Below are 21,914 nucleotides of genomic sequence, written 5' to 3'. Positions count from 1 at the left end.
CGTGGTGCGCCAGGGACAGCGGCGCACCGCGGACCTTCGTCGTGCCCGGTGGCGGGCGCCCGTTCGCGCCGCACCGCTGCGCCACACCGCTGCTGCTCACTGCTCGCCGCTCGCTGCTCGCTGCTTCTCGTTTTACTGGGTGAAGGACGTTCACCCGATCAGTTCAAAGGTCCACTCCACTGACGCCTCGCAGGCCGGGCCATCGGTGGACCGAGAGCGGCGACACCCGCCGCTGACGTGGGGAATCACCTGTCTCTGGGCATGATTGACGGATCGTCGGAGAGCCGGTACCACTGACGCACACCCGCTCCCGCACGCCCTGTCACGCTCGCTCGTCCCAGGAGGCCTGCCTTGCGAGGATCCCCCACCGGCCCCAGCCCTACCGCCCGGCACAGACGTGCCCGCCGGGCCGCAGGGGCCGCCGCCTCGGCCGCACTGCTGCTGCCCCTGCTCGGCGCCGCCCCCTCCGACAGCGGAGCACGGGAGTCCACGTCGTCCGCACGCCTGCAGAATGCTTTCGCCGACGCGGCCTCCACGTACGGCGTGCCGCAGAGCGTGCTGCTGGCCGTGTCCTACCTGCAGTCCCGCTGGGACGCGCACGGCGGGGCGCCCAGTGTCTCGGGCGGCTACGGTCCGATGCATCTGACCGACGCCCGCACCGCCATCGCCCGGACCGTGGCACCGCATCACAGTGACGGCACCGAGGACCCCCGCGGCGACGACTCGCGCGCGGCCCTCGTCCCCGACACGGAGGTTCCGGCGGACAATCGCTTCCCGGCCCGGCTCAGGACACTGACGAGGGCCGCCGAGCTGAGCGGCATTCCCGCGGAGCGGCTCCGTACGGACGCGGCCGCCAACGTGGCGGGCGGCGCGGCGCTGCTGGCCGCCGCCCAGAAGAAGCTCGGCGCGCCGCTCACCGACGACGCGGCCGACTGGTACGGCGCGGTGGCGCGCTACTCGGGTGCCGACGACACCGCTACGGCGGCGACGTACGCCGACGACGTCTTCGACGTGATCCGCCGCGGCGGGGCACGCACGACGGACGAGGGACAGCGGGTCGCGCTCGCGGCGCACCCACAACTGCGCCCGGCAGCGGCACAGTTGAAGCGGGCGGGACTGCGGGCACCCGTTGCCGGCGCCACCGAGTGTCCGACGACCGTGTCCTGCGAGTGGATTCCGGCTCCGTACAAGGAGTTCGGGGACGGCGACTACGGCAACCACGACCTCGGCGACCGGCCGAAGTCCCAGAGCATCGAGTACATCGTCGTCCATGACACCGAGGGCGCCTGGGAAGGTGTCCTGAACATGGTGCAGGACCCGACCTATGTGTCGTGGCAGTACACCCTGCGCTCCACCGACGGGCACATCGCCCAGCACGTGAAGGCCAAGGACGTGGCCTGGCACGCGGGCAACTGGTACGTCAACGCCAAGTCGATCGGTCTGGAGCACGAGGGGTTCCTGGCCGCGCCGGACTCCTGGTACACGGAGGCGATGTACCGGTCGTCGGCGCGCCTGGTGAAGTACCTGGCCGAGAAGTACGGCATCCCGCTGGACCGGCAGCACATCCTCGGTCATGACACCGTGCCCGGTCCGACCGCCTCGGCCGTCCCGGGAATGCACACCGACCCGGGCCCGTACTGGGACTGGCGGCACTACTTCGCGCTGCTCGGCAAGCCGCTGCGGGCCGAGCCCGGCCCGGCGGGCGGGCTGGTGACCGTGTTGCCGGTGTTCGACGCGAACCGGCCCGAGTTCACGGGCTGCGTCACCAAGGGCAAGCCGTGTGCGGAGCACGGGTCCAGCGCCGTACGGCTGCACACCGAGCCGCGCGGGAGCGCGCCACTCGTCAAGGACATCGGGCTGCGGCCCGCGGGCGGGGACTCCACGACCGACGTGAACGACATCGGCTCGCGCGTGTCCACCGGCCAGCGGTACGCGGTCGCCGGACGCGACGGTGACTGGACGGCGATCTGGTACCTGGGCCAGAAGGCCTGGTTCAAGAACCCGGAGAAGCAGCCGACGGCGGTGAACGCGACCGGTTCCGTCGTCACACCGAAGGCCGGCCTGACCGAGATTCCCGTCTACGGGCGCGCGTACCCGGAGAAGGAGGCCTACCCGGCGGGTGTGCCCGTCCAGGCGGTCTCCCCGCTGCCGTACAAGCTGCTCGCCGGGCAGCGGTACGCGGCCGGTGACAAGGTGCCGGGCGAATACTTCTACGCGCCGACCTTCGACACGAAGCCGCACCGGGTGGTGCGCGGTTCGGACACGTACTACGAGATCCAGTTCGGTCACCGGGTGGCGTTCGTGCGGGCCGCCGATGTGCGGGTGATGCCGTCCAAGTCGTAGAGGGGCGGGAGCCGGAACCGAGGGCGGGAGCCGGGCCCGGTCAGCCCTCGATCCGGCGCAGGCGTTCGGCGTCGCCGGTGCGTGGGCAGGTGGCGCAGGCCTCCGCGGGGCGGATCGTGTAGTAGAGGCAGCAGCCCATGCGCGTGCGGGTGGGGTGCTGCCGGCCGTCGCTGCCGGTGAGGTGGCGGAAGTCCGCCCCGCCGGGGAAGGGCGCGACGGCGGAGGGCAGCAGCGCGGTGGCGGCACGTACGGCGTCCGGTTCCCGGCCGAGCATGCGACCGAGGTACCAGATGCCGGAGACGAGGTCGTCGGTGACCAGGCCCCACAGTGCGCGCGGGCCGCGCCTGACGTGCGGGGCGATCGCGGAGAGCAACGGCTCCATGTGATCGGCGACGGCAACCCTCAACTCCGCACGCAGAGCCTCCTCGTGAGGGACGGTCAGCACGCCCGGGAGCGTGCTTGCCGGGTCCCCCGGGAGGCACGCCAGGTCCGGTCCGGGGCTGATCTCGAACATGCCGGACGCCAGATCGATCCGTACATCCTCCGGGCGGACACGCGGCACCCGGCCCGTGAGGTACCACACGCCACTCATCAGCAGTCCGACCGACCACGCGTAGTCGTGGAGGGCGCGGGACGCGGCGACATCAGGGCGCGGGGTGTGGTCGTAGCGGGTCCTGATGCGGGAGTGCTCCGCCAACAGGTAGGCGTCCAGTGCTCCGTGATCCTTCGTCAACTCCGCACCGCTGAGCCCCGTTCGGGTGAACGGCGCCGTGGGGTCGGCCACCCGCACCGTCAACGCTTCGCACACCTCCGCCAGTTGTCGGTACGCGGTGGTGAGGAGCCCGGACACGGTCGTGGCCGCACCGGTCGACGGAGTCTCCAGGGCCACGGTCATCGGTACTCCTGTGCGCGGGGGCGAAGCAAGAAGCTCAGGTAAGCCTTACCTTAATATAGAGATCACTGACAGCAGCGCGTGACGTCACTCCCCAAGAGACGATCAAGGGAGATACATGTCACGCACTACCACGGCTGGTTGAAACGTAAATCCATGCCTAACTTAAGCTCACGTACCGTGACTGCGATCGAACAGGCTTCCTCCGCGGGTGTGCCCTCGCGCCCCCGGCGCATACCCGTGTCGCCCTACGGCGTCGAGGCCCTCGTACTCCCTGCCTCGCTGAGGCTCTCCCCCGGAACCCGCTCCGCGCCCCCGTCGACCTTGACCGACGAACTGCTCGCCGACGCCCGGCGGCGGAGGCGGGGGCGGGGGCGAGACGCACGCGTGGTGACCGGGTTCCGACTGCCGCTTACCGCCACCGGGATCGTCGCGGGTGCCGCGCTCGAGGTCGCCGGGGTGATCGCCTACGAGGCCGGGGCCACCGGCGTGGCCCTCGCGAAGGTGTAGCTCCCGCTACAAGGGCGGCCCACCTCACGGCCACCCCACCCCCACCCACGAGCGGAAGCCGCTGCCCGCATGCGCATGTACCTGCTTGCCCACAACCCCACCGACTCCGTCACCGAGGGGTTGCTGCCCGCCGCAGCACGGCTCGGCCTCGAGGTCACAGTCCTCACCGACCAGCCGCACGCCCACCGGCGCGTGTATCCGGAGACCGAGATCCTGGAGTGCGACGTACGCGACTTCCGCTCCGTCGTCACCCGGATCTCGACCCTCCCCCGCCCCGACGCGGTCTTCAGCAACAGTGACCATCTGCAGACCCAGGCCGCCCTGGCCGCCGACTACTTCGGCCTGCCCGGCAAGGACTGGCGGGTCACCCTGCGTACCAAGGACAAGGCGGAGATGCGGCGCCATCTCGCCTCCGTCGGCGCGGACACGGTGTGGTCGACCGAAGTGACCGACGCCACCGATGTCGCCGATCTCGCCGTCCTCGACGTGCCGTACCCGTGCGTCGTGAAGCCGCGCGAGGGTGTGGCCAGCGAGGACGTCGTACGCGTCGAGAGCGCAGCCGAACTGGCGGCCTGCTGCGCGGAGATCCGCGGCCGTCGCTCCGGTGCCGCCCTGGTCGTCGAGGAGTACCTGCCCGGGGAGCTCCACACCCTGGAGACACTCGGTGACGGACACGTCCGCCATGTCCTGGGCGGGTTCCACACGCTGGTCTCCCCGCCGCCGTACTTCATAGAGGAGCGTCTGACCTTCGTCGCGGCCCATCCCGAACCGGTCGTCGCCCAGGTGCTGGCCCAACTCGACGCGCTCGGAGTGGGCTTCGGCGCCTGTCACACCGAATTCGTGGTGCACGAGGGCCGGGCGAGGATCATCGAGGTCAACTACCGTGCCATCGGCGACCAGTGCGATCTGCTGCTGGCGCGCCTGCTGGAGATTCCCCTCTTCGAGCACATCCTGCGTACGCACCTCGGTGAGCCGCTGCCCGCGAAGCTCGGGGCGAGCCGCGACCGCGCGGCTCGACTGGACTACCCGTACGCGAAGAGCGCCGGCACGCTGACAGCCGCCCCAGCCGCCACCGAACTGGACGTCGACGGCGTGCGGTTGACCTATCGGCCGCTGCGGGCGGTCGGCGAGCGGCACGAGGTGTACCGCACCAATCGCGACTACCTCGGCGTGCTGCGGGCAACCGGCGACGACCAGGAAACGGTGGACAGGGCGGTGACCGGGTTCCTGGCCGGGCAGCGCTGGGAGATCCAGCCGTGACGGCCCCGACCCTGCCGGCGGACGGCTCCGGACCCATCACCGGCACCGGCACCGGCACGGGCACCGGAAACGACGGCAGGCGACATTCGGACGCCGACGGCACCCGGAGCGAGCTGGTGATCCGGGTGCTCAGCGCGCTGCTGCGTGAGGACGTCGTCGGCCTGCGCTCGGCCGGCACGCTCGTGCACCGGCCGGACGGCGCCTGGCTGCAACGAAGCGCCGGTCAGGGGCGGTTGCTCCTGCTGCCCGTCGTCGAAGACGGGTTCCAGTGCGAGTACGCGGCCCGGCTGCCGTTGCTCGTCGAGGAGTCCGCCGACTCCGCACCCGTCGCCCACGAGACGTGCGACATGATCCTCGCGGCGCTGCGCGTCCTCGCCGACCCCGTCGACCGGGACGGGTTCGACGCCTTCGCCGAGGAGTGCCGCCAGACGCTGGCCACCATGCGGCTGCAGGCCTCGGCCCACGACGAGGTGACCGCCCATCTGGCAGAGCGTCATGGTTCCTCGCCGGCCGACTGGACCGGACTCGCCGAAGGGCTGGCGTTCGACACGCTCGCCGCCCACCTCGATCACCCCGTCTACCCGACCGCGCGGGGACGCTCCGGACTGGACGCGCGCCAACTGCGCGCCTATGCACCGGAGTTCCAGCCGCGTTTCGCGTTGCGCTGGCTCGCCGTGCCCCGGGACGCGGTGATCGGGTCACTTCCGGAGCACTGGCCCACGCCGGCGCTGCTCGGACTCACCGAGCTCGACCGCACGCATGTGGCCCTGCCCGTCCATCCGTTGACCCTCGGCGCACCGCTGGACGGAGCGCTGCGCGCCACCGGGCTGACGGATCGGGCGGTGCTCGCCGACCGCGCCCACCTCGAAGCCGTACCGACCCTTTCGATGCGTACCGTGGCGCTGTCCGCCGACCCGTCCCTGCATGTCAAACTCCCCCTGGCAACCGCCACGTTGGGTCTGCGCAACCGGCGCACCATCAAGCCGGGCACCCTCGTCGACGGAGCCGCAGGGCAGCGCCTGATCGAGCGGATCATCCTCCGTGAACGGCGCTTCCGGAACACGATCCTGCACGCCGACGAGACCGTGTACGCGCACGCCGGGCACGAGTTGCTCGCCGCGCTCTTCCGGCGGTACCCGGTCGGGCTCCAGGACTCCGTCGTCGTCCCCATGGCCGCACTGCTCGCCGAGGCACCGGGCGGACGGCTGGTCGTCGACCACCTCGCGGACCGCTTCTTCGGCGGGGACTGCGTCGCCCTGCTGGACGCCTGCCTCACCCTGCTCCTCGACTGGCAGACCACCCTGTTCGGGTACGGGATCGCGCTCGAATCGCACCAACAGAACGTCTCGCTGGTCCTTGACCTGCGGCCCGACGGCCGTACGCGGCTGCGGCTGCTCCTCAAGGACAACGACGGCCCGCGCATCAACAGCCGCCGCCTGCACGAACGGCTCGGGGCCGACGCTCCCGGAACCGCGGACTTCGACGACCCGCGGACGTTCGTCGAGAGCGACGGGCCGGTCGTCGACCTGTTCACCACCATCACGGTCCATCTCTGCGCGGGCGCCTACGCGTTCGGGCTCGCCCGGCACGGTCGCGCTCCGCTGCCGGTACTGCTGCGGCTCGTCCGCGACCGACTCGCCGAGGCGATCGAGCGGCTCGGGACGGGAGCGGGCGAACCCGGCGCCGTCCTGCGGGCGCAGGTCCTGGACGCGGCACGCCTCCCGGTCAAGGCGATGGTCACCGCGGGAACACTGCTCACCAAGGAACGTTCGGGTGCCTCGGACATCAACAAGCACTACACCACTGGCCCCAACTACCTCCTGGGGGCCGGTGGTTCGGCATGAGTGCCGAGGCCGTGCACGTACCTCGCCCCGGGTTCGGCCCCCGGCAGGTGCACGCTGTCGCGGGCCGCTGCTCGGTGGCGTCGTTCGCGGCGCCGGGTCTGCCGCCGTTCCTGACCGAGATCCTCCCCGAGCCCGGTGCGGTCGCCGCCGGCGTGGCCGCGGCGGCGGGCAGCGCCCGTCACGGTCCGGTCTCCCCCGTACTGATCGGCGCCCCGTCGCCATGATCACCGTATGCGCGACCGTCCTCCGCTCTCTTTGCACCCGCTGGAGCCACACATGCCCTCGCTGACCGAGTCGCTCGGTAGCATCCCCGCCCCCAGCCCCGCTCCCGGCATGACCGCGCGGGCCCAATTTCCCTCCGCGGACGAGGCTGTGGCGCACACGCTCCTCAACTGCCTGGTGCGCGAGGTGTCGGGGCCGGAGCACCAGACCGCGTTCGCCGACGGCCATCTGCTGCTACGGCTTCCCCGCCGCGGTGTACTGCTGCGCGTCGCGTTGCGCCGCACATCCCTGCTCGGGGCACACCGCTTCACCGGCCCGGTGAGCGAACGAAGGACCGACGACGGCTGGAACGTGATCGGCTGGCGGCGGCTTGCCGAACACACCCAAGGCGAGCTGTCATCGCGTAGCGGTGTGCACAACGAGGAGTTCCTGGAGCAGGTCGACTCCAGTCACCGGACCGTCGCCGCATCCCTCGTCGGACGGACCGGGACCGGCACGATCCCTCCGCCCGCGCGCACGAAGGCCGGCCCCGTTCCGGCCGACACGCCCGTCGCCGCCTACCTCGCCTCCGAGCAGTCGCTGCTGTTCGGGCACCGCTTCCACCCCACGCCCAAGGCCCGCACCGGGGACGCGGACTCGTGGCAGGCGTACGCGCCGGAGGCAGGCGCGACGTTCCCGCTGCGTCACCTCGCCGTACGCGAGGAGCTGATCGCGGAGGAGTGGGCGGAGCCCGGCGCACTCGACGCGCTCGACCGTCCGGGCCGGCAGGATGATGCCACCGTCCCCGACGGCTACCGGCTGCTGCCCGCCCACCCCTGGCAGTACGCGATGCTGCGCGGGCGTCCGGCGCTGCGCGCGGCTCTCGGCCGCGGGGACATCATCGACCTCGGCCCGCGGGGCAGGCCCTTCGCCGCCACCGCATCCGTACGGACGCTGTACGACGGCGAGTCGTTCCTGAAGTTCAGCCTGAACGTCCGCATCACCAACTGCCTGCGCAAGAACGCGAGTTACGAACTGTCGGGCGCCGTCGCACTCACCCGCGTGCTCGGTCCGGTGCTCGCCGACCTGGCCGACCGCTTCCCCGGCAGCGCGGTGCTCCGCGAACCGGCCTACCGCAGTCTGGCCCTCCCCGGCCCCGACGGGACACCGGACCGCGAGCTGCTCGAAGGCTTCGGCGTCATCGTCCGGGAGGGCCTGACCCGGCACCTTCTGCCGGGCACCACCCCGCTGCTGGCGGGGGCCGTGGCCGACGAGTACCCGACCGGCCCCGCGCACATCTCCCGGCTTCTCGACGGGGCCGGCCCGCGGGGCGCGCTCGACTGGTGGTCGGCCTACCTCAGGCTGCTCGTACCTCCGGTTCTGGCCGCGTTCTTCGATCACGGTCTGGTGCTGGAACCCCACCTGCAGAACGTGCTGATCTGCGTCGACGGCGACGGCATGCCCGCCCAGGTCCTGTTCCGCGATCTGGAGGGCACCAAGCTCCTGCCGGAGCGCCACGCCGGGACCCTCGCCTCGCTGCCGCCCGACGTCGCGGGCCCGATGACCTACGACGTACAGCGCGGCTGGGACAGGGTGGTCTACTGCCTGCTCGTGAACCACGTCGCGGAGCTGCTCGCCGCCCTCGCCGATCTGCATCCCCACATCGAAGCCGCACTGTGGGCGGAGGTCCGCGTCACCCTGCAGACGTACGCCGACCGGTACGGCTGCCCGCCTCCGCTGGCCGCGCTGCTCGCGGGAGTGCCTCTGCCCGCCAAGGCGAACCTCCTCACCCGCTGGGAGCGCAAGGCCGACCGTGAGGCCGGCTACGTCCGCCTGCCCTCGCCGCTCGGCGAGGACATCCGTCGCCACACGACCCGGAGTGCCCGATGACCAGCTCCCCGACCGACGCCGTACGAGACCGTGTGCTCTCTCTTTCGTCCGGCGAACTCCCCGCCTACGTCTACGACATGGCGGCCCTGCGCGAGCACGCCGCGGCGGTTCGGGCGGCACTTCCCGAGCGCGTCGAGCTCTACTACGCGGCGAAGGCCAACCCTGAGCCGGAGATCCTGGCCGCGCTCGGCCCGTACGTGGACGGCTACGAAGTGGCGTCGGGCGGCGAACTCGCCCACGTCGCCGCAGCGGTGCCGGGTCGCCCGCTGGCCTTCGGCGGTCCGGGCAAGACACCCGCCGAGATCGCGGCGGCGCTGGAGGTGGGTGTCGAGCGCTTCCACGTGGAGAGCGAGTACGAGCTGCACATGCTGGCCGAGCTGGCCCGGCAGGTCACGCCGGATGCCCGGGTGGCGGTGCTGCTCCGCTTCAACCTCCCTGTGGCGACTGGCTCGTTGGCCGCGAGCTCCCTCGCGATGGGCGGCCGCCCCACGCCTTTCGGTCTCGACCCCTCGCAGGCCGACACGGTCGTGGGCCTGCTGACCGACGGCATGTATCCGCAGCTCGAACTCCGAGGCGTGCACGCGCACTTGGCCAGCGGACTCCAGGCCGCCGAACAGCTGGCGATGGCCGGGTCCATCGTGAGCTGGGCCGTCGGTCTCGCGGAGCGGCACGGGGTGCGGCTCACGGAGGTGAACGTCGGCGGGGGCATGACGGTCGACTACGCCGCCCCCGAGGACCGTTTCGACTGGGCCGCATACGGCGCGGGTCTCGCCGAACTCCTGAGCCGGCACCCGGATCTGACGCTGCGTATCGAACCCGGGCGGGCACTCTCGGCGTACTGCGGCTGGTATGCGACCGAGGTGCTGGACGTGAAGAACAGTCATGGAGAGGAGTTCGCCGTGGTGCGCGGCGGCACGCACCACCTGCGCACACCGGCGACCAAGGGCCACGACCAGCCCTGCGCCTTCCTCCCGGTGGAGGGCTGGCCGCATCCGTGGCCCCGCCCTGTCGCCCGACGCGAACTCGTCACGCTGACAGGCCAGTTGTGCACTCCGAAGGACGTTCTGGCCCGCAACGTCCCCGCATCGGGTGTACGGGCCGGCGACCGCGTGGTGTTCGCGCTCGCGGGCGCCTACGCGTGGAACATCTCCCACCACGACTTCCTCATGCACCCACGGCCCGGTTTCCATTTCCTGGACCCCCAGGACGTGAATGCGGCGGGAAGCACGGGGTCGCCGGGCTAGCGATTCTCGTCGGGTACGTACTCCCGGCGCGCCGCGACCGGACCATCACGTCCGTGGTCCCACCGTCCGGCAGCAGATCGCTGCGGACGGTGAGATGCAAGGCGGGGTGCGGGGTGCGGGGTGCGGGAGACGGTCGGCGCGGAAGGAACTTCCGGTGCGAAGCACAGGGAGATACGACTTCCGGATTCCCCCGGCGGGTTCAGCCCTGCTGGAACAGCTCTGCGGGCAGCGGCTTCAGGAGCGCGTACAGGTCGTCGGTGATGGGGCGGTCCCAGGCGGCGATCGTCACCAGGACGTTGTCACTGCGGTCGAACTGCACGCAGGAGATGCGCGTCTCGGAGAGCTTGAGCCGCCGCACGATGAGGAGGTTGTCGCCCTGCATCACCGGCATGTCCTCGGCGCCGACGACCGTGACCTCTTCCTCGTTCTCCAGCGCCAGGAGCAGCTGTGCCACCTCGAACGGGACCTCCCCCTCCGCGATGTCGCGGGCCGGCGAGTTCTCCGGCAGATTGCCGATGATCATCGCGGGACCGCGGCCGCCGAACAGGTCGTAGCGCAGGAAGACACCCTGGCAGCTGCCGTCGGGTGCGGGCAGCAGGCCCGCGCCGAGATTGCCCGGCCAGTCGCCCGGGTCCATGGCCAGGACATCGAAGTCTGGCCCGGCGGGGGTGGCGCTGCGGCGGCGGAGGAAGGACATGCCGCAATGGTACGTGCAACGGAGGGCTGGTCGCCGTGGGGTGGACGGGCGGTTGCCCACGCCCGTGGGCAACCGTGCGTGGGCCACGAGGCATGGGCCACCGGGCGTAGGCCACCGTCCGTGGGCCACCGCGTGTAGGCCACCGCTCGCGGGCCACCGGGCGTAGGCCACGGCCAGCGGGTCGCCAGGCTCATGGCCACCACACGTAGGCCACCGCGCGTGGACCACGGCCCCGCAACCGCCCCCGTCGCTCGCCCCCGTCGCTCACCGCACACCTGCCGCCGCGCACCTGCCACCGCATACCTGCCATCACCTGTTGGCCAACACTCGTTGGCTATGCTCCCGGGCTCTCTCCGGAAACCGCGGCCAGGGCCGGTCCGAGCCCCGCCCGGTCCGTCCCCACCTTGCGGTACACCGCCGACAGCAACCGGACCACCGCCGCCTCCTCCGTGCGGAGCTCCTCGGCGATCGTCGCCATGGCGAGGCCGCGCACGGTCAGCTCGGCGGCCGTGCGTTCCCGGGCGGTGAGCACGTCCGACTCGGTGCTGCGCAGACGGCGCGGCCGCAACCCGGCGGCCGCCAGCTCGTCACGGGCGGACTCGGCCAGACCGTCGGCCCCGCACCGCACGGCCGCGTCGAGTCCGCGGTGGAGGTGCTCGGCCGCCTCCCCGGCTCGCCCGCCCCGGCGCAGCTCCGTGCCGAGGACGACGAGGGCGCAGGCCAGTTCGTACGCCGCCGGGGAGCGCTCCAGATGGTCGACCGACTCTTCGAGGAGCTTGACGCGGGCTGTGCCCGAGGACACGTCGGCCGCCGCGCGCAGCGCCTGGCCGACCGCCGACGGCGCACCGAACAGCTGGGCCCGGCTCACCGCCTCGAGCGCCGTGGCCACCGCGCGTTCCGGGGTTTCGTGGCTCTCGGCCCGGGCGAGATGGAGCTGCCACGGGCACCAGGAGGGATTGCGCATGCCGCGCGGGTCGAGGCGGCGTCCGGCCGCGGCGAGTTCGGCGACGGCGTCCTTCGTCAGCCCTCTGGCCAGGAGCAGTTCGCCGTGCACGGTCTGGGCGTCGGGGAAGACCACGGCGGCGGGGAACGGCTCCCCGAAGGCGTAGTCCTCGGCGGTCTGCGTGGCCTCGGCGAGCCGGCCGCGGGCGAGCAGGACCTCGATGAGGATGCCGACGGCGTACCAGTGGGCGGGGGTGCCGGGGCCGACCCGTTCGGCGAGCCGGAGCCCCATGCGGACGAAGTCCTCGGCCTCGGCGAGCCGGCCGCGGCGGAAGCGCACGTACGCGAGGAGGGTGTAGCCGAAGGAGAGGTGGGCTCCGTGCCAGCCCTGCCGTTCGAAGTCGGCGATCCCGGCGGCGAACAGTTCCTCGGTGCGTCCCGGGCGGTCGGCGTACATGAAGGTGAGGGCGACGAGGACGGGCACCTCGAAGCCACGGTCCGCCTCGGCCCAGCCGAAGCCGCCGGCGAGGGCGCGTTCCGCGTGCTGGACGGCGATGTGGGCGGGTTCGCCGCGCAGGGTGGCGTCCCAGGCGCGCAGGCCGATCACATAGCGCTCGGTGAGGTCGCGGCCGGTGAGCCGGTCGGCGAGCCGGGCCAGGCGGCGGGAACGGGCCGGCGAGTCGGGTTCGTCGGCGCGGAAGGCATCCCACATGAACTGCTCCGACTGCATCCGCAGCCGGACGCGCGCGTCGCCGGTCACCCTGGTCGCGCGGGCGAGCGTGTCGGAGGCCTCACCGAGGCGGTCGCTGTGGGCGAGGACCTGGGAGAGCCGGTAGACGATGTTGTGGCGCAGTCCGGGGTCGGCGATGGGCTCTTCCAGGGCCGCCCGAAGGTGGTTGACGGTGGTCGCCGGTTCGGTGAGCAGGGAGGCGCAGCCCAGTTCGTAGAGGATCGCGGCCCGTTCTCCGAGGGGTGGGGGTTCGCGCAGGGCCCGGGCTAGGTGGCGGCGGGCGGCGTCGGGGGCTCCGGCGCGCAGGGTTTCGCGGGCGGCGGCGCGCAGTTGCTGGACGACCCAGGTGTCGCCGTCGGGGTGGGTCTCCATGAGGTGCCGGGCCGCGGCGGCCGGGCCGAGTCCCGCGTCGATGACGCACCAGGCGGCCTGTCCGTGCAGGGCGACACGGACACTGCCGGGGATGGCGCGGTAGACGGCGGTGGCGATGAGGGGGTGGACGAATTCGAGGGTGTCCGCGTCGCTCGCCGCGCCGGTGAGGATCCGGGCTTCGCGCAGGGCGTCCGCCGCGTCGGCCGCCTCCTCGGAGCCGAGGCCCGCGACGGCCGCGGCGAGTGCCGGGGAGATCTCGGTGCCGAGGAGTGCGCAGGCCCAGGCGAAGCGGACGGTCGAGGTGCCGAGGCGTTCGAGGCGGGCGACGAGTCCGCTGCCCTTGACCGCGGCGGCCAGATCGCGGAGCAGGTGCGCTCCGGGCTCGGTCGGGGCCAGACCCCGGTCGCGTACTTTCGCCGTGAGTTCCACGGCCTCGAACGGATTGCCCGCGGTGACGGCCCAGCACTCGCGGCAGAAAGCGTCGTCGGCCCGGGTGCCGAGGGTCTCGCGTACCAGCCGGGCGACCGCCACGGCACTCAACGGCTCCAGGTCGAGGGGTCGTCCGCCCGCACGGCCGGGCAGGCTTCTGAACGGCTCGGCGTGGTCGGGGAGTTCGTCGGGTCGGTACGCGACGACGATCAGCAGGGGCAGTTGTTCGGCGCGGGGCGCGAACGCGGCGAGCCACTGCAGCGACTCCGGGTCGGCCCAGTGCGCGTCGTCGAGGACGAGCACCATCGGGGCGCGGCGCACGGCGAGGTGGGTGAGGACCCAGTCGAGGCCGTCGCGCAGGCCCTGCTGGTCGGGGGGCGGCCCGTCGGCGGCGGCGCACAGCCCGAGTGCGGGTCCGACGATGGCGTACCAACTGCCCAGCGTGGCGCGGGCTTCCGCTTCGGGGAGGCCCGCGAGCTGGGGCTGGAGGAGTTGGCGTGCGACGTGGAAGGCGACGGCCTGTTCCTGGTCGCCGCCTCGTGCGGACAGGACGGCGCAGCCCTTGGCGGCGGCACGCCGGCGCACTTCGGTGAGGAGGCTGGTCTTGCCGATGCCGGCCCGTCCGGCGAAGACGAGCAGTCCGCCCCGTGGCCGGCCGGGCGGTTCGGCGTCGTCCCCGAGAAGCTCTGTGTCGTCCGTGTGGGACAAGTGGCCCTCGCGGTGGCGGCCGGGGGTGTCCAGAAGTGTCCCGGTGACGACCGCGCGGAGTCCGAGGCTGTCCATGCCGGCTCCGCGGGTGTCCGTGCGCAGGCCGGTGACTTCGCTCAACGCCTCGTCGACAGCGGCGAGTTCGATCTCGCGCTCGAAGAGCGTCCTTCTGCTCCGCATGCCGTTCCGCCCCATGGCGCACCCCCTGCCACGATGGTGCAGCCGCCGCGGGGAGACGGTGCGCACCGTGACCTACAGGCACCTCAGCGTACGCCGGGAGCGAGGGCCGCGGGCCCGTCCGGCGGTTACTGACCCGCGCGTTCGGCCAGCTGTTCCAGCAGGGCAACGGCCTCGGCGGCCCGTGCGTGCGGCACGAAGAGGTGGTCGTGGTGGAAGCCCGCGACGACGTTGCAGCTCAGGCCCGCCTCGGCGAGTGCCTGGGCGACGGCGGCCGTGAGACCGACGGCGTCCAGCGCCGAGTGAATGCGCAGGGTGATCCAGCCGGCCACGTAGTCGTACGTCAGGCGGGCGGCGTCGGCGTCCTCCTGTTCGACGACGAGGGTGAGGCCCTCGTCCTCGAGGACGGTGACGACCGGCGAGAGCCCTGGGGGCGCTGTGCTGCCGGGGACGGTGGTGAAGACGTAGCGGCCGGGATGGAGGGCGGGTTCCATACCGCGCAGCAGCCGACCGAGATCACGTTCCGCGCTCATCTTGCCGCTCATGCTCATGGTCGGAGGCTATGCCGTTTTCTTGTGCCGTTCGTGATGGCGGGCGACACGGGCGCGGTTGCCGCACGAGGGTTTGCACCACTCCTGGCGCGGATGGTCCTTGAGGAAGTAGCGCACGCAGCGCGGCGCGTGGCAGGCCCGCAGCAGCAGCCGGTCGGGGCTCGCGAGGAAGGCGATGGCTGCGCGGGCGAGTGCCGATGCCGGTTCGGTGGCGCCGCGTACCGGTTCCTGGCGCAGGACGGGGTGGGCGTCCTCGGTCCACGAGAGTACGGGGACGGTCGGGGCCATGGCCGCCCGGGCGTTCAGCCGTTCGACGGCGTCCTGTACGGGCATGAGCCGGGCGGCGTCGGCCGGGCTCGGCTCGCCGGGACGCACGGCACGGGCGAACAGGGCGCGCACGGCGGCGCGTACGTCTCGTACGGCGGCCAGGTCGGCGTCGTCGGCGTGGAAGGGGCCGGTGCCGGTCTGCGGGTGCTCGCGCAACCACGCGGTGAGGCCCTCCACGGTGGCGAGGTCGTCGGCCACTCCTCCCTGACCGTCGTGGCGGACGGTCAGGGCCAGGTCCAGGGCGAGCCGTGCTTCGGCACTGATGGTGACGCTCATGAGCTAATGATATGTCTCGATGCAGCCATTAGCGGGCGGGCGGCGATCGCACCGCACGAGCCCGCATCGAACGGAGGGAGAAGTGAGGGAGAACGGAGAAGAGAGGAGGCTCAGGCATCCCACCGGACCACACCGGCAGGAGCGGAGGCAGCCGCGCACCGGGACGCCGCCCGGCCGCCACCCCTGCGAGTGATGGCCGGGCCATAGGCGCCGGTGCTGCTTCCCGCGACGGTCCGCGCGGGGCCGGCCGTCGAGCGGGCCTCACACCTGGGAAGTGGCCGCTGCGGGAACCGACCTTCTCAAGTGAGGTCGAACTCCCCCTCCCGCGCCCCCGACACGAACGCGCCCCACTCCGCGGGCGTGAAGATCAAGGAGGGGCTTTCCGGGCGGCCACTGTTGCGCATCGCGATGAAACCCTCGACAAAGGCGATCTGGACATCACCCTGCCCACGGCTGCTGGAATGCCAGTCGGCGCTGCTGAGGTCCAGCTCCGGCTTGTCCCAGCCCGCGAGCGGGTGCTGCTGGATGGTGCTCTCGGCCACGTCCGTGCTCCTCCCGGTTCGTCGTCCGCGGCCAGCCTAGCTTTCGGTCACTGCCGCGCACAGGCCACGTGAGGGGGACAGCTTCAGGAGGTGGGCGGCTCGGCCCCCACCAGCCACATCGAGAAGAACTGGGACCCGCCGCCGTAGGCATGCCCGAGGACCCGGCGGGCGCCGTCGACCTGGTGCTCTCCGGCCTGCCCCCGTACCTGGAGGGCGGCTTCGGCAAACCGGATCATCCCGGAGGCCCCGATGGGATTGGTGGACAGCACCCCGCCCGACATGTTCACCGGCAGGTCGCCGTCCAGTTCCGTCACCCCGGACTCGGTGAGCTTCCAGCCCTCGCCCTCGTCGGCGAACCCGAGGTTCTCCAGCCACATGGGCTCGTACCAGGAGAACGGGACGTACATCTCGACCGCGTCGATGTCCCGGCGCGGGTCCGCGACGCCCGCCTGCCGGTACACGTCGGCCGCGCAGTCCTTGCCCGCCTGCGGGGAGACGAAGTCCTTCCCCGCGAAGAGAGTCGGCTCGCTGCGCATCGCGCCGCCGTGCATCCAGGCGGGCGGCCGCGGTGAACGGGCCGCTCCCGCACGGTCGGTGAGGATCATCGCGCAGGCGCCGTCGGAGGACGGGCAGGTCTCCGAGTAGCGGATCGGGTCCCAGAGCATGGGCGAGGCCTGGACCTTCTCCAGGGTGATGTCGTGCTCGTGGAGATGCGCGTAGGGGTTCTTGAGCGCGTTGCGGCGGTCCTTGTAGGCGACCAGGGCGCCGACCCCGTCGGGGGCGCCCGTGCGTCGCATGTAGGCGCGCACGTGCGGGGCGAAGAAGCCGCCGGCTCCGGCGAGGAGGGGCTGCTGGAAGGGGATCGGCAGGGACAGGCCCCACATGGCGTTCGACTCGGACTGCTTCTCGTAGGCGAGGGTCAGCACCGTGCCGTGGACGCGGCCCGCGATCAGGTTCGTGGCGACGAGCGCGGTGGAGCCGCCGACGGAGCCCGCGGTGTGGACGCGCAGCATCGGTTTGCCGACCGCGCCGAGGGCGTCGGCGAGGTAGAGCTCGGGCATCATGACGCCCTCGAAGAAGTCGGGGGCCTTGCCGATGACGACGGCGTCGATGTCCGACCACGTCAACTCCGCGTCGGCGAGCGCACGTTGGGCCGCCTCGCGGACGAGTCCCGCGATCGACACGTCCCTGCGGGCCGCGACGTGTTTGGTCTGGCCGATCCCGACGACGGCCACGGGCTCCTTGCTCATCGCGGGTCTCCTTCCAGTACGGCGACCAGGTTCTGTTGCAGACAGGGACCCGAGGTGGCGTGCGCGAGCGCCCGGTCGGAGTCACCGCGCTGGATCCGGGCTGCCGCCTCGCCGATGCGGATGAGGCCCGCGGCCATGATGGGGTTGGCGGCGAGCGGCCCCCCGGACGGGTTGACGTCGACGGCGTCGCCGAGCCGCAGGGCCTTGCGCAGGACCACCTCCTGCGAGGTGAACGGAGCATGCAACTCGGCTGTGTCCACCGGCCGTTCGAACAACCCCGCCCGCTCCGCCGCCAGCCGGGTCGACGGTGAGTCGGTCAGGTCCCGGACGCCCAGGCCGTGGGCCTCGATGCGGTGGTCGATGCCCCGTATCCAGGCGGGGCGCTCGCACAGTTCGCGGGCCCGCTCCCCCGCGGCGAGGATCACGGCGGCCGCTCCGTCGCCGATGGGCGGGCAGTCCCCGGTCCGCAGGGGGCGTACCGCGTAGTCGCCCCGCGGCACCGAACCGCGCAGCTGGGCATGGGAGTTGCCGGTGGCCGAGGTGCGGCTGCGGGCGGCGACCGCGGCGAGCGCCGGCTCGTCCGTGTCGCCGGAGTCGATGAGTGCCTGCGCCTGGAGGGCGGCCAGGGCCACGGAGTCGGGCCACAGGGGCGCGACGTAGTACGGGTCGAGCTGCCGGGTCAGCACGTCCCGCACGGACCCGGGGGACGACTTGCCGTACGCGTACACGAGCGCGGTGTCGGCCTCGCCGGTGAGGAGTTTCGTCCAGGCCTCGTACAGCGCCCAGGCCCCGTCCATCTCCACGTGGGACTCGGAGATCGGCGGCCAGGCTCCCACGCCGTCGAGTGCCATGGTGAAGGAGAAGGCCCGGCCCGCGAGGTAGTCCGTGGAGCCGGAGCAGGTGAAGCCGATGTCACTGGTCCTCAGCCCGGTCTGCGCCAGGACCTGGTGCAGGATCGGCATGAGCATCTCCACCTCGGAGAGCTCGTCGCTGGTGCGCAGGTGGTCGGTCTGGGCGAAGGCGACGACGGCGATGTCCCTCAGCGGCCTCGGTGCGGGCATCTACAACAGCTCCTTGTACGTCTCGTAGTCCGCGTCGGGTTCGCCGGTGGGCCGGTAGTGGTCGGGGTGACCGCCCCCGTCGGGCCACACCGGCTCGACGCGCAGCCCCATGCGCACCTGGTCGTAGGGGATGCCGCCGATGCGTCCGTGCAGGGCGAGGTCGGCGCCGTCGAGGGCGATGTGCGCGTAGACGTACGGCACTTCGATGTCGAGGTTCTTCGCCTTGATGTTGACGATGCAGTAGGTGGTGACGGTGCCGCGCGGGCCCACCTCGACCTGTTCCGATGTGGCCACACCACACGTGGGGCAGGCACCCCTCGGCGGGACGTACACCTTGCGGCACGACGGGCAGCGCTCTCCGACGACCCTGCGATCGCCGAGTGCGTGAAGGTAGCCGGACTGGGCGCGGCCGGGCGAGTAGGTGTAGTCGAGGCGGGCAGGCGCGACGATGCCGGTCACCATGTCCTCGAACCGGCCGTCGCTGCCGGTGGGTTCGGCGCCGGCGCCGTCGTACGGTTCGAAGCAGGCGATGTCGGTGATGGCACCCGACCGTTCCCCGGCCCACCGGACACGGACCCGCATCCCGGTGTGCACGGCGTCGGGGCCCGGGGCGTCGAGGGCGTGCAGGAGGGCGGTGTCGGCCCCGTCCAGACGCACCAGGACCCAGGCGAACGGGGTGTCCAGCGGCTGGCCCCGGCGGGGTTCGTGGTTCCAGGCCCAGGTGCTGACGGTCCCGGTGGGCGCGACCTCGACGAGCTCGCTGAGTTCTTCGGAGGTCTCGGGGTCGTACTCGACGGGTGGCACCAGCACCCGCCCGTCCCCGGTGTGTACTCCGAGCACGACCCTCTCCCGCAGGCCTGTGAGAAAGGCGCTCTGAACGGGGCCGAGGGAGCGGGTGAAGGGAAACTCGACGACCAGGGGAGCTTTGAGGACTTCGGGCACGGGATTCTCCTTGCGGGACGGTGGGGCCGCGCCCTGTCGGGGGCGCGGGCAACGGTGCGGCGGGCCACGACGGCGCCATGACCGCGCGCCGGCCGCAGCGGGCTCACTCCCGCCGGAAGACCGGCGGGCGGTGCTCGGCGAAGGCCCGCGCCCCCTCCTTCGCGTCGGCCGTGTCGAAGATCGGCCACCCCCGCTTCAGCTCGGCCGCGAGCCCGTCGGACTCGGCCATCTCGGCGGTCTCGTACACCGACGCCTTGACGGCCTCGACCGCCAGCGGTCCGCAGGCGTTGATCTGCCCGGCGACGGCGAGGGCCTTCTCCAGGGCCGTCCCGTCGGGGACCACCTGGCCGATCAGCCCGATGCCGGCGGCCTCCCGGGCCGAGTACGCGCGGCCGGTGAGGAGCATCTCCAGCGCGTGCGTCCGCGGTATCTGGCGCTGGAGGCGGACCGTGGAGCCTCCGATCGGGAACAGACCGCGCTTGACCTCGAAGAGCCCGAAGGTGGCCGACTCCCCGGCGACCCGGATGTCGGTCCCCTGGAGGATCTCGGTACCGCCGGCCACGCAGTGGCCCTCGACCGCGGCGATCACGGGTTTGCGTGGTCGGTGATGGCGCAGCATCGCCTTCCAGTGCAGATCGGGGTCGGCCTTGAGGCGGTCCCGGTACTGCTGTCCCTCCATCCCCTTGCCCGCGAGGGCCTTGAGGTCCATGCCCGCGCAGAAGGCGCCGCCCGCGCCGGTCAGGACGATCGAGCGCACGGAGTCGTCCGCGTCGGCCTCGACCCAGCCGTCGTACAGGCCGACCAGCATCGCGAGCGAGAGCGCGTTCTTCGCCTCGGGCCTGTTGAGCGTGAGCACCAGTGTGGCGCCTTCGCGCTGCACGGTGAGGTGTTCCGTCCCACCCATTGCCGTCCTCCCGTCTCAGGAACGAGAACAGGTTGCAGGAGTGGAGGGACCAGTTCAAGGGTTTTCTGACAGGCAGTCAGATTTCTTCTGCGCGGACCCTTCACAGTTGTGGCGGGCTTTGCTCTGATGACCGGCGAAGCGATGACGCACGTCCATTCGTCGATGCTTGCCGGGGTCAGGAGGAGCGGTGGAGTACAACCTTGCCGACCTGTTCGAGTCGGTGGCCGACGTGGTCCCCGACCGTGAGGCCCTCGTCCACATCGACCATCCCGGTACGGGAGCCGAGCGCCGCCTCACGTACGCGGAACTGGACGCGGCGGCGAACCGGATCGCGCACCACCTGATCGACAGCGGTGTCCGCCCCGGCGAGCACCTCGGGCTGCACCTCTACAACGGCATCGAGTACCTGCAGACCGTCCTTGGCTGCCTGAAGGCGCGGATCGTGCCGGTCAACGTCAACTACCGCTATGTCGAGGAGGAGTTGGTCTACCTCTACCGGGACGCGGACCTGGTGGCGCTGGTGTTCGACGCGGAGTTCACCGAGCGGGTCGCGGCGACCCTGCCACGGGCCGCGACCCTGCGGCATCTCGTACGGGTGGGCGTCCCCGCACCGGACGCGCCCGCCCTGCCCGCCGTGGACTTCACCGACGCCGAGGCCGCCGGATCACCCGGGCGCGACTTCCCGCCGCGCTCCGCCGACGACCAGTTCATCATCTACACCGGCGGCACGACCGGGATGCCGAAGGGTGTGATGTGGCGTCAGGAGGACTTGTTCTTCTCGGGGTTGGGCGGCGGCGCCCCCACGGGAGAGCCGGTGAAGACACCGGAGGAGCTCGCCGAGCGGGTCGCGGCCGGGGGTGACGGGATCACCTTCTTCCCCACGGCCCCGCTGATGCACGGCACCTCCACCCTCACCGCCTTCATCGGCTTCTACTTCGGCCAACGCGTCGTGATCCACAGCAAGTTCGTGCCCGCCGAGGTGCTGCGGACCGTCGAGAAGGAGAAGGTCACCAGCATGTCCCTGGTCGGCGACGCGATGCTGCGGCCGCTCATCGACGCGCTGAACGGGCCCATGAAGGGCACCGACTGCTCCTCCATGTTCAGCGTCTCCTCGTCCGGAGCGATCATGTCGGAGACGGTGCGCGCACAGTTCCAGGCCCTGGTGCCGAACGTGATGCTGCTCAACAACTTCGGTTCCTCGGAGTCGGGCTTCAACGGCACGGCGACGGCCGACTCCGGCCCAACCCGCGGATTCCGCATCCAGGTCAACTCCCGTACCCAGGTGGTCGATCCGGCGACGTACGAGCCGGTCGCCGTCGGCGAGCCCGGCCGCGTCGCCCAGCGCGGGCACGTACCTCTCGGCTACTACAACGACCCGAAGAAGACAGCCGAGACCTTCTTCGAGAAGGACGGCGAGCGGTGGGTGCTCCTCGGCGACATGGCGACCGTCGACGAGGAGGGCGTCGTCACCGTCCTGGGCCGCGGCTCGCAGTGCATCAACACCGGCGGGGAGAAGGTGTATCCGGAGGAGGTCGAGCAGGCACTCAAATCGCATCCGGACGTCTACGACGCGCTGGTGGCCGGAGTGCCCGACGAGACCTGGGGCAACCACGTGGCGGCCGTGGTGCAGTTGCGCGAAGGCGCGGGGCGGCCCTCGCTGGGCGACATCCAGACCCACTGCCGTACGCATCTGGCGGGCTACAAGATCCCGCGCCGACTGGTGATCACGGAAGCCATCCAGCGCTCCCCGAGCGGCAAGGCGGACTACCGGTGGGCGCGCTCGGTGGCGGCGGAGGCCGCACAGTAGCCGCCGCGGCGGAGG

Annotated in this window: 18 protein-coding genes; 8 read left to right on the top strand and 10 right to left on the bottom strand. The window is 71.8% G+C overall.

Going from position 1 to position 21,914, the window contains the following annotated elements; genetic code table 11:
- Positions 1–351 precede the first annotated feature (351 nt).
- A complete protein-coding gene (locus KUF83_RS26800) occupies positions 352–2,343 on the top strand; it encodes an N-acetylmuramoyl-L-alanine amidase (protein ID WP_217457488.1) in 1,992 nt (663 codons plus the stop codon).
- A gap of 40 nt (positions 2,344–2,383) precedes the next feature.
- Here the strand turns inward: KUF83_RS26800 and KUF83_RS26795 are convergent, their stop codons facing one another.
- Positions 2,384–3,238, bottom strand: a complete 855-nt coding sequence (locus KUF83_RS26795) for a (2Fe-2S)-binding protein (RefSeq protein WP_217457487.1) — start codon at positions 3,236–3,238, stop codon at positions 2,384–2,386.
- A gap of 177 nt (positions 3,239–3,415) precedes the next feature.
- Between KUF83_RS26795 and KUF83_RS26790 the strand changes: the two genes are divergently transcribed.
- The 6 genes from KUF83_RS26790 to KUF83_RS26765 all read left to right on the top strand — a co-directional run bounded on the left by KUF83_RS26790 (position 3,416) and on the right by KUF83_RS26765 (position 10,184).
- Positions 3,416–3,745 carry a hypothetical protein gene (locus KUF83_RS26790; RefSeq protein ID WP_217457486.1) on the top strand — a complete coding sequence of 110 codons (330 nt, stop codon included), beginning with the start codon at positions 3,416–3,418 and terminating at the stop codon, positions 3,743–3,745.
- A 69-nt stretch (positions 3,746–3,814) separates the two neighbouring features.
- The gene (locus KUF83_RS26785; protein WP_217457485.1) at positions 3,815–5,005 is read left to right on the top strand and encodes an acetyl-CoA carboxylase biotin carboxylase subunit family protein; all 1,191 of its coding nucleotides are present in this window, start codon (positions 3,815–3,817) and stop codon (positions 5,003–5,005) included.
- 35 nt (positions 5,006–5,040) lie between these two features.
- Positions 5,041–6,849, top strand: a complete 1,809-nt coding sequence (locus KUF83_RS26780; protein WP_217457642.1) for an IucA/IucC family siderophore biosynthesis protein — start codon at positions 5,041–5,043, stop codon at positions 6,847–6,849.
- A complete protein-coding gene (locus KUF83_RS42850) occupies positions 6,846–7,073 on the top strand; it encodes a hypothetical protein (protein WP_308403138.1) in 228 nt (75 codons plus the stop codon). The genes KUF83_RS26780 and KUF83_RS42850 overlap by 4 nt, the downstream gene beginning before the upstream one ends.
- Positions 7,074–7,125: 52 nt before the next feature.
- Positions 7,126–8,940: an IucA/IucC family protein gene (locus tag KUF83_RS26770; protein ID WP_217457484.1), complete on the top strand. Its 1,815-nt coding sequence runs from the start codon at positions 7,126–7,128 to the stop codon at positions 8,938–8,940.
- Positions 8,937–10,184 carry a type III PLP-dependent enzyme gene (locus KUF83_RS26765; protein WP_217457483.1) on the top strand — a complete coding sequence of 416 codons (1,248 nt, stop codon included), beginning with the start codon at positions 8,937–8,939 and terminating at the stop codon, positions 10,182–10,184. Before KUF83_RS26770 ends, KUF83_RS26765 begins: the two co-directional genes overlap by 4 nt.
- Positions 10,185–10,383: 199 nt before the next feature.
- Here the strand turns inward: KUF83_RS26765 and KUF83_RS26760 are convergent, their stop codons facing one another.
- The 9 genes from KUF83_RS26760 to KUF83_RS26720 all read right to left on the bottom strand — a co-directional run bounded on the left by KUF83_RS26760 (position 10,384) and on the right by KUF83_RS26720 (position 20,092).
- Entirely contained in the window at positions 10,384–10,881 is a 498-nt protein-coding gene (locus KUF83_RS26760; protein ID WP_217457482.1) for a hypothetical protein, read from the bottom strand.
- Positions 10,882–11,215: 334 nt separating this feature from the next.
- Positions 11,216–14,242: an AAA family ATPase gene (locus tag KUF83_RS26755; RefSeq protein WP_254644404.1), complete on the bottom strand. Its 3,027-nt coding sequence runs from the start codon at positions 14,240–14,242 to the stop codon at positions 11,216–11,218.
- Positions 14,243–14,367: 125 nt separating this feature from the next.
- Complete coding sequence (locus KUF83_RS26750; RefSeq protein ID WP_217457640.1) at positions 14,368–14,772, bottom strand: ACT domain-containing protein; 405 nt, start codon at positions 14,770–14,772, stop codon at positions 14,368–14,370.
- A gap of 27 nt (positions 14,773–14,799) precedes the next feature.
- The gene (locus KUF83_RS26745) at positions 14,800–15,393 is read right to left on the bottom strand and encodes an ABATE domain-containing protein (protein WP_217457481.1); all 594 of its coding nucleotides are present in this window, start codon (positions 15,391–15,393) and stop codon (positions 14,800–14,802) included.
- Positions 15,394–15,692: 299 nt separating this feature from the next.
- Positions 15,693–15,935 carry a DUF397 domain-containing protein gene (locus KUF83_RS26740; RefSeq protein WP_055617755.1) on the bottom strand — a complete coding sequence of 81 codons (243 nt, stop codon included), beginning with the start codon at positions 15,933–15,935 and terminating at the stop codon, positions 15,693–15,695.
- A gap of 83 nt (positions 15,936–16,018) precedes the next feature.
- Entirely contained in the window at positions 16,019–17,185 is a 1,167-nt protein-coding gene (locus KUF83_RS26735; RefSeq protein ID WP_217457480.1) for a thiolase domain-containing protein, read from the bottom strand.
- A complete protein-coding gene (locus tag KUF83_RS26730) occupies positions 17,182–18,246 on the bottom strand; it encodes a thiolase domain-containing protein (RefSeq protein ID WP_217457479.1) in 1,065 nt (354 codons plus the stop codon). The genes KUF83_RS26735 and KUF83_RS26730 overlap by 4 nt, the downstream gene beginning before the upstream one ends.
- Positions 18,247–19,188, bottom strand: coding sequence for a Zn-ribbon domain-containing OB-fold protein (locus KUF83_RS26725; protein ID WP_217457478.1), 942 nt, complete (start codon positions 19,186–19,188; stop codon positions 18,247–18,249).
- Positions 19,189–19,291: 103 nt separating this feature from the next.
- Complete coding sequence (locus tag KUF83_RS26720) at positions 19,292–20,092, bottom strand: crotonase/enoyl-CoA hydratase family protein (RefSeq protein WP_217457477.1); 801 nt, start codon at positions 20,090–20,092, stop codon at positions 19,292–19,294.
- Positions 20,093–20,279: 187 nt separating this feature from the next.
- On the opposite strand from KUF83_RS26720, the gene KUF83_RS26715 reads away from it, so the two are divergent.
- Positions 20,280–21,899 carry an acyl-CoA synthetase gene (locus KUF83_RS26715; protein ID WP_217457476.1) on the top strand — a complete coding sequence of 540 codons (1,620 nt, stop codon included), beginning with the start codon at positions 20,280–20,282 and terminating at the stop codon, positions 21,897–21,899.
- The last annotated feature ends 15 nt before the right edge of the window (positions 21,900–21,914 follow it).

The sequence above is a fragment of the Streptomyces sp. BV286 genome (genome assembly GCF_019090165.1).
Taxonomy (GTDB): domain Bacteria; phylum Actinomycetota; class Actinomycetes; order Streptomycetales; family Streptomycetaceae; genus Streptomyces.
The sequence above is the reverse complement of the archived record's forward strand: the minus strand, read 5'-3'. Positions and strand labels throughout refer to the sequence as shown.

Coding starts and splice junctions, on each gene's coding strand:
- KUF83_RS26755 (WP_254644404.1), bottom strand. CDS start 14,242: ATGCGGAGCAGAAGGACGCTCTTCGAGCGCGAGATCGAACTCGCCGCT.
- KUF83_RS26795 (WP_217457487.1), bottom strand. CDS start 3,238: ATGACCGTGGCCCTGGAGACTCCGTCGACCGGTGCGGCCACGACCGTG.
- KUF83_RS26765 (WP_217457483.1), top strand. CDS start 8,937: ATGACCAGCTCCCCGACCGACGCCGTACGAGACCGTGTGCTCTCTCTT.
- KUF83_RS26745 (WP_217457481.1), bottom strand. CDS start 15,393: ATGAGCGTCACCATCAGTGCCGAAGCACGGCTCGCCCTGGACCTGGCC.
- KUF83_RS26785 (WP_217457485.1), top strand. CDS start 3,815: ATGCGCATGTACCTGCTTGCCCACAACCCCACCGACTCCGTCACCGAG.
- KUF83_RS26730 (WP_217457479.1), bottom strand. CDS start 18,246: ATGCCCGCACCGAGGCCGCTGAGGGACATCGCCGTCGTCGCCTTCGCC.
- KUF83_RS26735 (WP_217457480.1), bottom strand. CDS start 17,185: ATGAGCAAGGAGCCCGTGGCCGTCGTCGGGATCGGCCAGACCAAACAC.
- KUF83_RS26760 (WP_217457482.1), bottom strand. CDS start 10,881: ATGTCCTTCCTCCGCCGCCGCAGCGCCACCCCCGCCGGGCCAGACTTC.
- KUF83_RS26750 (WP_217457640.1), bottom strand. CDS start 14,772: ATGAGCGCGGAACGTGATCTCGGTCGGCTGCTGCGCGGTATGGAACCC.
- KUF83_RS26770 (WP_217457484.1), top strand. CDS start 7,126: ATGCCCTCGCTGACCGAGTCGCTCGGTAGCATCCCCGCCCCCAGCCCC.
- KUF83_RS26720 (WP_217457477.1), bottom strand. CDS start 20,092: ATGGGTGGGACGGAACACCTCACCGTGCAGCGCGAAGGCGCCACACTG.
- KUF83_RS42850 (WP_308403138.1), top strand. CDS start 6,846: ATGAGTGCCGAGGCCGTGCACGTACCTCGCCCCGGGTTCGGCCCCCGG.